Annotated in this window: 10 protein-coding genes and 1 other annotated feature; all 10 genes read right to left on the reverse strand. The window is 41.4% G+C overall.

The features are described 5' to 3' along the window. Nucleotides 1-166: 166 nt before the first annotated feature. A complete protein-coding gene (gene rpoC / locus E0E32_RS21765) occupies nucleotides 167-3,784 on the reverse strand; it encodes a DNA-directed RNA polymerase subunit beta' (protein WP_130860882.1) in 3,618 nt (1,205 codons plus the stop codon). Between the two features lie 183 nt (nucleotides 3,785-3,967). Further along, the gene (gene rpoB, locus E0E32_RS21770) at nucleotides 3,968-7,510 is read right to left on the reverse strand and encodes a DNA-directed RNA polymerase subunit beta (protein WP_066189180.1); all 3,543 of its coding nucleotides are present in this window, start codon (nucleotides 7,508-7,510) and stop codon (nucleotides 3,968-3,970) included. A 525-nt stretch (nucleotides 7,511-8,035) separates the two neighbouring features. Further along, entirely contained in the window at nucleotides 8,036-8,635 is a 600-nt protein-coding gene (locus E0E32_RS21775) for a class I SAM-dependent methyltransferase (RefSeq protein ID WP_066189177.1), read from the reverse strand. Between the two features lie 100 nt (nucleotides 8,636-8,735). Then, nucleotides 8,736-9,101, reverse strand: coding sequence for a 50S ribosomal protein L7/L12 (gene rplL, locus E0E32_RS21780; RefSeq protein WP_066189174.1), 366 nt, complete (start codon nucleotides 9,099-9,101; stop codon nucleotides 8,736-8,738). Between the two features lie 60 nt (nucleotides 9,102-9,161). Further along, nucleotides 9,162-9,662, reverse strand: a complete 501-nt coding sequence (gene rplJ, locus E0E32_RS21785) for a 50S ribosomal protein L10 (RefSeq protein ID WP_066189172.1) — start codon at nucleotides 9,660-9,662, stop codon at nucleotides 9,162-9,164. A 36-nt stretch (nucleotides 9,663-9,698) separates the two neighbouring features. Next, nucleotides 9,699-9,862 (reverse strand) — a sequence feature (ribosomal protein L10 leader region). 65 nt (nucleotides 9,863-9,927) lie between these two features. Further along, a complete protein-coding gene (gene rplA / locus E0E32_RS21790) occupies nucleotides 9,928-10,623 on the reverse strand; it encodes a 50S ribosomal protein L1 (protein ID WP_066189171.1) in 696 nt (231 codons plus the stop codon). Nucleotides 10,624-10,769: 146 nt separating this feature from the next. Continuing rightward, entirely contained in the window at nucleotides 10,770-11,195 is a 426-nt protein-coding gene (gene rplK / locus E0E32_RS21795; protein WP_066189169.1) for a 50S ribosomal protein L11, read from the reverse strand. A 280-nt stretch (nucleotides 11,196-11,475) separates the two neighbouring features. Next, nucleotides 11,476-12,015, reverse strand: a complete 540-nt coding sequence (gene nusG / locus E0E32_RS21800; RefSeq protein ID WP_066189165.1) for a transcription termination/antitermination protein NusG — start codon at nucleotides 12,013-12,015, stop codon at nucleotides 11,476-11,478. Nucleotides 12,016-12,546: 531 nt separating this feature from the next. After that, entirely contained in the window at nucleotides 12,547-12,726 is a 180-nt protein-coding gene (gene secE / locus E0E32_RS21805; protein ID WP_078059978.1) for a preprotein translocase subunit SecE, read from the reverse strand. A gap of 37 nt (nucleotides 12,727-12,763) precedes the next feature. Continuing rightward, nucleotides 12,764-12,910, reverse strand: a complete 147-nt coding sequence (gene rpmG / locus E0E32_RS21810; RefSeq protein WP_130860932.1) for a 50S ribosomal protein L33 — start codon at nucleotides 12,908-12,910, stop codon at nucleotides 12,764-12,766. Nucleotides 12,911-13,059 lie beyond the last annotated feature (149 nt).

Here is a 13,059-nt window from a genome sequence, read left to right on the forward strand (position 1 = left end):
AAGTAACAAGGATAACAGAAGCACCTTAAATATACTACCATCACAAAAAATGAATGTCAACTTTTATTTGTGAAATTAAAGAATATTTAAAGTGTTTCTTTATGCCTTGTATTTCTAACAAACCATGGTAGAGGAAGATTACCTGTAAAGGCAATCTTCCTAATCATTAAGACTGGGTGATTTCTTCTTCAGCGTCTGTTTCTTCTGCTGCAGCAGGGTCGACAGCCAATTTTTCTTGAATACGTCGATAGCGTTGCATTCCAGTACCAGCCGGAACCAACTTACCAATAATCACGTTTTCCTTAAGACCCAATAGTTCATCACGTTTTCCTTTTATTGCTGCGTCGGTTAACACCCTTGTAGTTTCTTGGAAGGAAGCAGCCGACAAGAACGAATCAGTCTCAAGGGAGGCTTTGGTAATACCAAGTAATACCGGACGTCCAACTGCTGGCTGTCCGCCAGTTAGAAGCGACTGTTTATTCGCCTCGTTGAACTGATGGATTTCAAGCAAGGAACCAGGTAATACCTCTGTATCTCCAGAATCAGCAATCCGCACTTTACGAAGCATTTGTCTTACCATTACCTCGACGTGCTTGTCGCCAATTTCCACCCCTTGCATACGGTATACCTTCTGCACTTCTTTCAACAAGTAAATTTGAACACCATCGATACCCTGAACCTTTAACAGCTCTTTTGGATCAATGGAACCTTCTGTTAGTGGTTCACCTGCCACTACTTCATCACCAATAGCAACCTTCAGCCTTGCCCCATATGGCGCCGTATACGTTTTTGTTTCTACCGGACCTTGAACCATGACTTCTTGTTTGTCCTTCACTTCGGTAATGTCTTTTACGACACCTTCTATTTCTGTTATGACGGCTTGACCTTTTGGATTACGCGCCTCGAAAATCTCCTGGATACGCGGTAAACCTTGAGTGATATCACTTCCTGCAACCCCACCAGTGTGGAACGTACGCATGGTTAACTGTGTACCTGGCTCACCAATAGACTGGGCGGCAATAATACCAACTGCCTCACCAACTTCAACTTCTTCACCAGTTGCCAAGTTACGGCCATAGCACTTCTTACATGCGCCGTGTTTCGTGTTACAAGTAAACACAGAGCGAATGGTTACTTCTTGAATACCAGCGTCATCAATGGCTTTGGCTGCATCTTCTGAAATAACTTCATTTTTATGGACAATAATGTCACCTGTTTCTGGATGTGTCACGTTTTGGAATGCTGTTCTTCCAATTAAACGATCCACTAATGGTTCAATCATTTCTGTACCTTCTGTAATAGCAGATACAGTTAAACCTCGATCCGTACCACAGTCATCCTCGCGAATAATAACATCTTGTGCCACATCTACCAGACGACGTGTTAGATAACCAGAGTCGGCTGTTTTCAATGCGGTATCGGCAAGACCCTTACGAGCACCGTGCGTTGAAATAAAGTACTCTAGTACCGTTAGACCTTCACGGAAGCTGGATTTGATCGGTAATTCGATAATTCGACCTGCCGGGTTGGCCATTAAACCACGCATACCTGCTAGTTGCGTAAAGTTAGACGCATTACCACGAGCACCAGAATCACTCATCATAAAGATTGGGTTACGTGGATTCAAGGATTGCATTAGTTTATCCTGAATCGTATCTTTCGATTGTGACCAAATCGAAATAACACGATCATAACGTTCTTCATCTGTAATCAAACCACGACGGAATTGCTGTAATACCTTATCTACTTTCTCTTGTGCCTCCGTCAAAATAGTTTCTTTTTCAGATAGTACCACGATGTCAGATACACCTACTGTGATACCTGCCTTCGTCGAATACGCAAAGCCTAAGTCCTTCATGCGGTCTAGCATTTTAGAAGTTTCGCTGATTTTAAACTTCTTAAATACTTCTGCAATGATATCACCAAGAATACCCTTCTTAAATGGTGGTAATAACTCTCGGCTTGCGATTTCTTCCGGCACGTTTGCACCAGGCTCTACAAAATACTTCTCTGGTGTTGCCACTTCTAAATTTTGCTGTGTCGGTTCATTCATGTAAGGGAATGACTCTGGCAGCATATCATTAAAAATCAATTTCCCAACCGTTGTAATCATTAGACGGCTGTTTTGTTCTTCGGTAAATGACTCCTTATTTAGTGCAGACGGTTGAATCGCTACACGAGTATGAAGGTGTACATAACCGTTTCTGTAGGCGGTGATCGCCTCGTTTAAATCTTTGAAAATCATTCCTTCTCCAATGGCATCTTCCCGTTCCATCGTTAGATAATAGTTACCTAATACCATATCCTGCGAAGGTGTAACAACTGGTTTACCATCTTTTGGATTAAGGATGTTTTGCGCAGCAAGCATTAAAATACGAGCCTCTGCCTGTGCTTCGGCTGACAATGGTACGTGAACCGCCATCTGGTCACCATCAAAGTCGGCGTTATATGCTGTACATACAAGTGGGTGCAGACGAATGGCACGCCCTTCTACCAAGGTAGGTTCAAAGGCTTGAATACCTAAACGGTGTAAGGTTGGTGCACGGTTTAGTAAAACGGGATGTTCTTTAATAACATCTTCTAGCACATCCCAGATTTCTTCACGTAGCCTCTCTATCTTACGTTTTGCTGATTTTATATTGTGAGCCAAGCCACGTTCTACTAATTCTTTCATAATGAACGGCTTGAATAATTCCACTGCCATTTCTTTTGGCAGACCGCATTGATACATCTTCAAATGTGGTCCAACAACGATAACCGAACGACCGGAATAATCCACACGTTTACCTAATAGGTTTTGACGGAAACGACCTTGTTTCCCTTTTAACATATGAGATAATGATTTTAATGGACGGTTCCCTGGCCCTGTTACCGGACGACCGCGACGACCATTATCGATCAGAGCATCGACTGCTTCCTGGAGCATTCGTTTTTCATTCTGTACAATAATGCTTGGAGCACCTAAATCAAGCAATCGTTTCAGACGGTTATTACGGTTGATTACCCGACGATATAAGTCATTCAAGTCAGATGTTGCAAAGCGTCCACCGTCTAGCTGAACCATTGGTCTTAATTCTGGCGGGATAATCGGGAGCACATCCATAATCATCCAGTTAGGTTCGTTGCCTGAATTACGAAATGCTTCTAATACTTCTAAACGTTTGATCGCTCTTGTTCTGCGTTGTCCTTGAGCAGATTTTAACTCTTCACGCAACAACCCAACTTCTTTTTCAAGATCAATATCTTGTAAGATTTTCTTGATTGCTTCTGCACCCATTTGTGCTTTAAACGAGTTGCCGTACTTTTCATAATAGGCGCGATATTCTTTCTCAGACAACAGTTGTTTTTTCTCCAGCGCCGTATCACCAGGATCAGTGACGATATAAGCGGCAAAGTAGATAACCTCTTCTAAGGCACGTGGTGACATATCCAGCACAAGACCCATTCGGCTTGGTATCCCCTTGAAATACCAAATATGTGATACAGGCGCTGCCAATTCAATATGCCCCATGCGTTCACGGCGTACTTTTGCCTTGGTAACTTCTACCCCGCAACGGTCACAAACGACACCTTTATATCTCACTCGTTTGTATTTACCACAATGACATTCCCAGTCCTTTTGTGGACCAAAAATACGCTCGCAGAATAAACCATCTTTTTCTGGTTTCAGCGTACGATAATTGATTGTCTCAGGCTTTTTCACTTCACCAAATGACCAAGAACGGATTTTATTTGGTGAGGCCAATCCGATTTTCATATATTCAAAATTATTTACATCTAGCAAAGGGTAAACCTCCCTTTTCGTCTTTGGGTTATGTTTCGAATGATCCGATATTATTTACTTTATTTTCATAGAAGCTTGACAAGCCGTTTCATTATAATTTATGCAATAAGCCACTCGCACCCAGTCCTTTTGAAAAGTAGACTGGGTGTGAATGACATCTGCTCACTGGTTACAAAGCTACGATTAACTTGGCGTTTCTTCTATTTCTAAGTTGAAATTATCTGCTGACTGTGTATCATCGTCCTCATCGTCACGAAGTTCAATTTCTTCCTCGTCACCAGACAGCATTTTTACATCCATACCGAGACTTTGTAATTCCTTAATCAATACCTTGAATGACTCAGGGATACCTGGCTCTGGTACATTATCACCTTTTACGATCGATTCATAGGTTTTGACACGGCCAACCGTATCATCTGATTTCACGGTTAAGATTTCTTGCAAGGTATAAGCAGCACCATATGCTTCTAGTGCCCACACTTCCATCTCACCAAAACGCTGTCCACCAAACTGGGCTTTACCTCCCAGCGGCTGTTGCGTTACTAAGGAATATGGACCGGTTGAACGGGCATGCAATTTATCATCTACCATGTGGGCAAGTTTGATCATATACATCACACCGACCGACACACGGTTATCAAATGGTTCTCCTGTTCGACCATCATACAAAATCGTTTTGGCGTCTCTTGGAAGCCCAGCCTCTTCAAGTGTCTCCCAGACGTCTTCTTCACTGGCGCCATCAAATACTGGTGAAGCGACATGAATACCAAGTTGTCTAGCTGCCATACCAAGATGAAGCTCCAGCACTTGTCCGATGTTCATACGAGATGGTACCCCTAATGGGTTAAGCATAATATCAATTGGAGTGCCGTCTGGCAAGAATGGCATATCTTCTTCTGGTAAAATTTTAGAGATAACCCCTTTGTTACCGTGACGACCAGCCATCTTATCCCCTTCATGAATCTTACGTTTTTGTACAATATAGGCACGAACGAGTTGGTTTACACCTGGTGGTAACTCGTCGCCATCTGCGCGATTGAATATTTTTACGTCTAACACAATCCCGCCTGCCCCATGTGGTACTCGAAGCGAGGTGTCTCGCACTTCTCGTGCTTTTTCACCAAAGATGGCATGTAATAGACGTTCTTCTGCCGATAATTCCGTCATCCCTTTAGGTGTTACTTTACCAACCAGCAGATCTCCGTCTGTTACTTCCGCACCAACACGAATGATTCCACGTTCATCAAGGTCGCGCAAGGCGTCTTCTCCAACGTTTGGAATATCTCTGGTGATTTCTTCCGGACCGAGTTTTGTGTCACGAGCCTCTGATTCATATTCTTCAATATGAATGGAGGTATATACGTCATCTTTTACTAAACGCTCACTCATGATAATCGCATCTTCGTAGTTATAACCTTCCCAGGTCATAAAACCGACTAATACATTTTGACCAAGCGCTAATTCACCTTGTTCCATGGATGGTCCATCTGCTAGAATTTCACCTTTCACTACTCGATTGCCTTTTGCAACGATCGGGCGTTGGTTATAGCATGTTCCCTGGTTGGAACGGATGAATTTCTGCAGGCGATAACGATCTAAGTCGCCTTCTACTTCTCTTCCATCTATTTCTGTAATCCGACGGACATGGACCTCTTTGGCCTCTACCCGTTCTACTACACCTTCATGTTTGCAGATCACGGCAGCACCAGAGTCTTTTCCAGATACATACTCCATCCCCGTACCAACTATCGGTGACTTCGGGCGCATTAACGGCACTGCTTGACGCTGCATGTTCGCACCCATCAAGGCACGGTTAGAGTCATCATTCTCTAAGAATGGAATACACGCGGTCGCAGCGGAAACAACCTGCTTCGGCGAAACGTCCATATAATCAATTTTCTCACGCTTCACAATGGTGTTTTCCCCACGGAATCTGGCAATAACTTCATCATTGACAAACGTGCTGTCCTCACCTAATTTGGCGTTCGCTTGTGCTACTACGTAATTGTCTTCCTCGTCTGCCGTTAGGTAATCCATTTGAGCAGTAACCTTTCCTGTTTCAGGGTCTACCCGGCGATATGGTGTTTCAATAAAACCAAACTTGTTCACCTTCGCGTAAGAAGATAACGAGTTAATTAAACCAATGTTTGGACCCTCAGGTGTTTCAATTGGACACATACGGCCATAGTGGGAATAGTGAACATCACGCACTTCAAAGCCTGCACGTTCTCTTGTCAAACCACCTGGACCTAATGCTGACAAACGTCTCTTATGTGTCAGCTCTGCTAACGGGTTGGTTTGATCCATAAATTGTGATAGCTGTGAGCTGCCAAAGAACTCCTTAATGGAAGCAATCACTGGTCGAATATTGATCAACTGCTGTGGTGTAATGGAAGAAGTATCTTGAATAGACATTCTTTCGCGTACCACACGTTCCATACGAGATAAACCAATACGGAATTGATTTTGCAGCAATTCCCCAACGGAACGTAAACGACGGTTTCCTAAATGGTCAATGTCATCTGTATCGCCCACTTGGTGCAGGATGTTAAAGAAATAACTAATAGCAGAAAGGATATCTGCTTGTGTAATATTCTTGATCCCGCTATCTACGTTACAGTTTCCTAAAACCGTGAGTGTGCGCTCACCTTCCGGATCGGTTGGATCCATAATTTTAATCGACTGCACATTGATCGGTTCGTCTACCACACCTTCATGAGGTTCTAAAACTTTTTCACCAAAACGATTTTCATCTGAATCAAGAATTGGTAAAATTTTATCCAATAAGCGTCTATCTAATTGATCACCACGGTTGGCAATGACCTCCCCAGTCTCGGGGTCTACTAATGGTTCTGCCAGGATCTGATTAAACAGACGATTTTTTAAATGTAATTTTTTATTGATTTTATAACGGCCTACATGGGCAAGATCGTATCTCTTTGGATCAAAGAATCTTGACACCAATAAACTCTTAGCATTTTCAACCGTTGGCGGCTCTCCGGGGCGGAGGCGCTCATAAATTTCTAACAATGCCTTTTCACTTGTTTCCGTATTGTCTTTCTCCAGTGTATTTCTTAGGTATTCATTTTCCCCTAATAAATCGATAATCTCTTGATCATCACCGAAGCCTAATGCCCTTAACAACACTGTGATTGGCAATTTCCTGGTACGATCTATCCTTACATGTACGACGTCCTTAGCGTCCGTCTCAAACTCCAGCCATGCACCACGATTAGGAATAACAGTGGCTCCATAGCCGCGCTTTCCATTTTTGTCAATCTTCTCATTAAAATACACACTAGGTGAACGAACAAGCTGTGATACAATGACGCGCTCTGCCCCGTTAATAATAAATGTACCTGTCTCGGTCATTAACGGGAAATCACCCATAAATACTTCTTGTTCTTTCACTTCACCTGTTTCGTTATTTAATAAACGAACCTTGACACGAAGAGGAGCGTTATATGTTACATCCCTTTCTTTTGATTCATCAACGGGATATTTTGGTTCTCCAAGGCTGTAATCGACAAATTCTAATGACAAATTGCCAGCGAAATCCTCGATCGGAGAAATATCCTGGAACATTTCTCTTAACCCTTCATCTAAGAACCATTGATAGGATGCGGTTTGAATCTCAATTAAATTTGGTAACTCTAATACCTCACTGATACGCGCATAGCTTCTGCGTTGGCGGTGTCGTCCGTATTGAACTAGTTGACCTGTCAACTGATTCACCCCTCAATCAAAATTAAAGATAGTTGCTATGAAAATAGCACAAATGAAAGCACACTTACTCTTTATACTAACTCCACTATAGAATAAGACATTGACAATTTGCTATAGATCGTATAAATTTAGTAAGTGTTCGATACTCGTTCGGTTAACTCACACCGAACAAACCTGTGAACTTATAGGACACAAGCCTTTATATAGACATTTGCAAATGCAAATGTTATGCAATTACTAATAGTACTGTGGAAAAATTAATAAAGGATTCAAAAAAAGTTACGTAGACAAATTCTATTAGCTAATAGCCTGTGATAGTAACAATAAAGCTGTCAAGTTAAAAATCGTCACCATAAGCAGGATTGCCTATTTCCTGAAAAATTATACATTATTTCGATTTTTCTCTTGACATGCCTTCCGTTCTATTGGCATTTTTCAATACTATCACAAACGCCAATCAGAGTCAAATCTTTTTGCACATGAATGGCATTTTTTAAAAATATAGGTGGAACGATTGGCGGTTGACTATTTTCGGGCTCGTATAATAAAATACCCCTTCGTCTTCTTGATCAGTTCAACTGTATCGAACAAATCACTCAATTTCTTTTGTGCCGAGGGCGCCCCTTGTTTCTTTTGAATCACTACCCATAATTCTCCGCCAGACAATAGCGCCGTTTCCGCTTGTTCAAACATTTGGTGCACAACGGCCTTACCTGCTCGAATAGGTGGATTGGTTATGATGGCGGCAAACGATTGACCTGCAAGTCCTTCCAACATATCACTTTCTTTAAAAGAAACGTTATCGATGTGATTATGCTCTGCATTCTGTTCAGCCAACATCAACGCACGTCGATTCACATCAACACCTATCACCGTATGCTCTGGATAGGCAAAACCTAAGGCTATTGCAATCGGGCCATAACCACATCCCAAATCTAAGAGCGGGCCCTCGATTCCTGGAATACGAAATTGTTCAATCAGTACTTTGGAACCGAAATCCACTTCATGTTTGGAAAAAACACCATTGTCTGTCATAAACGTAAACGTATGTCCTCTCAAATCGTAAGCCCATGATTTTGGATCACTCTTCACCGCTGGATTATTGGAAAAATACTGATCCACCACTGATCACCCACTTTGTCTCATTATAAAAAGGAGCAGAGCCCTTGTTTTTAGTTAACAAAAGCCCGCCATGTATCATAGCGAGCTTTATGCTTTCATGTACCTATTTTAATTCTACAGTAGCTCCAACTTCTTCGAGCTTAGCTTTCAATTCTTCTGCTTCTTCTTTGTCTGCCCCTTCTTTGATAGCGCCTGGTGCGTTATCTACAAGCTCTTTCGCATCTTTAAGGCCAAGACCAGTGATTTCACGAACTGCTTTAACTACTTTGATTTTAGACGCGCCAGCACTTTCAAGTACTACGTCAAATTCTGTTTGTTCTGCCTCTGCTTCGCCGCCTGCTGCTCCACCAGCTGCTGCTACAGGAGCTGCTGCAGTTACTCCAAATTCTTCTTCGATTGCTTTAACTAAGTCATTCAATTCAAGAACGGACATTTCTTTAATTGCTTCAATGATTTGATCTTTTGACATGTTCATTTCCTCCTAATTTCATTATATAATTATGACGAACATCTTACTTTCAGATAAAAATTATGCACCTTGTTCTTCTTTTTGCTCCGCAATTGCCTTCGTTGCATAAGCAAAGTTTCGCACTGGCGCTTGTAATACGCTGAGCAACATAGAAAGCATACCTTCGTAGTTTGGAAGGTTACCAAGTTCATTAATCTGCTCAAGCGTTGCGATAGACCCTTCTACCACGCCACCTTTGATTTCCAATGCCTCGTGCTCTTTTGCAAAATTACTTAACACTTTTGCAGGAGCTACAACATCATCTGTACTAAATGCGATAGCCGTTGGACCAACTAGAATATCATTTAATTCCGTAAGCTCCACTTCTTCCACTGCACGACGAGTCATCGTGTTTTTGTACACCTTGTAATCTACACCTGCTTCACGTAGTTGAGCACGTAATTCGGTTACTTCTGCTACGTCAAGACCACGATAATCTACAAGGATAGTCGATTGACTGGCACGAAATTTGTCTGCAATTTCAGAAACGACTTGTTGCTTTTGTTCGATTATCTTTGACATGATTCCACCTCCTAAAAAGCGATCATTATACCCCATCCATCCAAATAAAAGCCCTCAAATCCAGGAAGACATGAGGGCTGATATTGAAACAGATCGACCTTCTAAAGAAAAAGGGTCTCTGCTATATATCCAGACACACCTCGGCAGGAAATTAAGCCATATCTGACACCTGCTGTCTACGGTATAATGTATTCAATTCAATATTAATTTCAGTCAACTTGACCTTGTGAATTATACCTAACTTTCAAGTGAAAGTCAAGGATAATTATTTAACAAATTCGGAAGAGTCTACACGCACTCCAGGTCCCATAGTAGATGAAACCACTGTGTTACGGACATAGGTACCTTTAGAAGCCTGAGGTTTTACTTTGATCATTGTATCTGCTAAAGCATTGAAATTCTCTACAAGCTTCGTATGATCAAATGATACCTTACCGATTGGCACGTGAATATTGGACTGTTTATCTACACGGTATTCTACTTTACCAGCTTTAATTTCTTGAACAGCCTTTTCTACTTCGAACGTTACGGTTCCTGTTTTAGGGTTTGGCATAAGGCCTTTTGGTCCTAGCACACGCCCAAGTTTACCTACTTCTGCCATCATGTCAGGAGTCGCCACTACTACATCAAATTCAAACCAACCTTGATTGATTTTGTTGATTAAGTCTTGGTCTCCAACATAGTCAGCTCCGGCTGCTTCTGCTTCTTTTACTTTATCGCCTTTTGCAAATACTAGTACGGTTTGTGACTTACCAGTTCCGTGCGGTAATACCATCGCCCCGCGAATCTGTTGATCTGCTTTCTTAGGATCTACCCCTAAACGAAAAGCAGCTTCTACTGTTTCATCAAAATTAGCTGTTGAAGCCTTTTGCACTAACTCAAGTGCTTCTTCAACACCATAAGCTTTTGTACGATCAACAAGCTTCAATGCTTCTTGTTGCTTTTTGGTTTTCTTTGCCATGATTACATTTCCTCCTTTGTGGTTTTAACGGTTATACCTCCCACTTCATTCGAGCGGAACATTTCTCTCAAAATGAAAGGTTGCAGGTGATGCTTATACTCCCCCATCACTACCGCAACCTTTCGCTTTGGCACAACGCAGCGAGATTAGTCTTCGATGACAATCCCCATACTGCGAGCAGTACCTTCTACCATACGCATGGCAGCTTCTACATCAGCAGCATTTAAGTCAGGCATTTTTAATTCGGCAATTTCTTTCACCTGATCTTGTTTAAGTGTTGCTACTTTGTTACGATTCGGTTCACCTGAACCCGATTCAATACCTGCTGCTTTCTTAAGCAATACCGCTGCTGGCGGTGTTTTAGTAATGAATGTATATGAACGGTCTTCATATACCGTAATTTCTACTGGAATAATCATACCAGCTTGATCTTGTGTTTGTGCATTAAACTCTTTACAAAATCCCATGATGTTAATACCTGCTTGACCTAAAGCAGGACCAACTGGCGGTGCTGGATTCGCTTTACCTGCCGGGATCTGAAGTTTTACAACTGAATCTACTTTTTTAGCCACGAGACACACCTCCTTAAGTCCGTGATGTGGTAATAGGGCAACATATTTACCCTCCCACTCATATGCATCAATCAATCTTTTACTCGAGGCATAAAGAACATAAAAATTTTAGCATTATCTAGCCCAAAATGCAAGTGGATTTCTTATATTTTTACAGAATGTCACTTTTAGCGCCTGTACAATAAGTTCGATAATAAGGCCGCAAGCTAAAACCAGAGACATCCTGTTGCAACGCAGAAATTTGCTGCGTCCTTTTTGAAAGACTTTTTGAAGGTTCTGTTTAGGATAATTTTTTAACTTGAGAAAAATCCAATTCCACCGGAGTTTCCCTGCCAAACATGTCCACAAACACCTTAACCTTCTGTTTATCGATATCAATTTTCTCGATTTTTCCGGAGAAACCATTAAATGGCCCGTCGATTACTTCGATGGTTTCCTTTAATTCGAAATCAACCTCGGCTGCTGGCTGTTCGTCATAGCCCATTCGTTTTAAAATGGTTTCTACTTCTTCTTCCAGTAATGGCGTCGGCTTTGATCCCGACCCAGCAGAACCAACGAAACCTGTAACACCAGGTGTGTTCCGAACAACATACCATGAATCGTCTGTCATTACCATTTCAGCTAACACATAGCCTGGAAACACCTTCTTTTTGGCTACCTTCTTTTTACCGTTCTTAATTTCGGTTTCTTCATCTTCAGGAACCAGCACGCGAAAGATCTTATCCTCCATGCCCATTGATTCCAGTCGTTTCTCTAAGTTCGTCTTTACTTTATTCTCATAACCTGAATAAGTATGTACGACATACCATCTTTTTTCCATGTTCAATTCGGCCGACGTACGCCCTTCCCTCCCTTTTCTGAATAATATTTTATACGCGGTTTATTATTGTTTGATATATAGCGTCAATAGATTGTGTTAAAGTTCGATCTGCATGTCAGTTTATCGGACACTAATATCACTTTACAACCCTATCAAAGTGATGATTATAATAGATTTTTACCTATTAAGAAAAACCAAGCAAACCCCATCCGTCCCTTTATTACTATATAAGTTGAACGTATAAATATAACAAAAACGCGTGACAAGCAAGTCTTTGCTCGCATGATTTCCTGATAATACCTCGTTTGATCCATTCGTGTGAATGGCCAATCACACGCCTTTCAACTCTGCTGAAAGGTAGCATCTATCAGATATCAACGAGAAATGATTTCATTCAACTTATATCATCAAAAGAAAAAAAGTCCTATTATACCAAGGATTATTTACTTTCTGTGCTTACAACGAAAAAACCCGCCTAACGGGTTCATCATTCAACGTATTTAATATTAGTATAACATATATAATGGCCAATTATTCAAATAACATATTAAGAAGTTGGGTGATTCCCAAGTCCACGATGGCGAAAAACACCGTTACAAAAGCAACTGTAGCTACTACGGTTATTGTATAACGAGTGAGTTCACGCCCTTTTGGCCATGAAACCTTCTTCATTTCACGGCTAACGTTTTTCAAAAAAGTAATTGGTTTCACAGATAGTACCTCCAAACTGTCTCATACTACCGCCACATCATTTCGTTTCACGATGGGTGGTATGTCGGTTGCAATGTTTACAAAACTTCCTTATTTCCATTCTACTTGCATCCGACAGGTTCTTATCTGTACTATAATTTCTGCTTTGACAAACCTCGCATGCAAGTGCTACTTTATTCCCCATTAATGACACCTCTTCATTATCGTGCATGTAAAAAGGGTGGTGATATAATTTCGCTTGTCCAACTAAGAAATAGGGATGGATTACAAGTGCTATTATAACACAATCCACAACTTGCTGCTGTTTCACAAGCTTTCCGCACCATTTTTATA

The organism is Gracilibacillus phocaeensis, from assembly GCF_900626275.1.
Classification (GTDB): domain Bacteria; phylum Bacillota; class Bacilli; order Bacillales; family Amphibacillaceae; genus Gracilibacillus; species Gracilibacillus timonensis.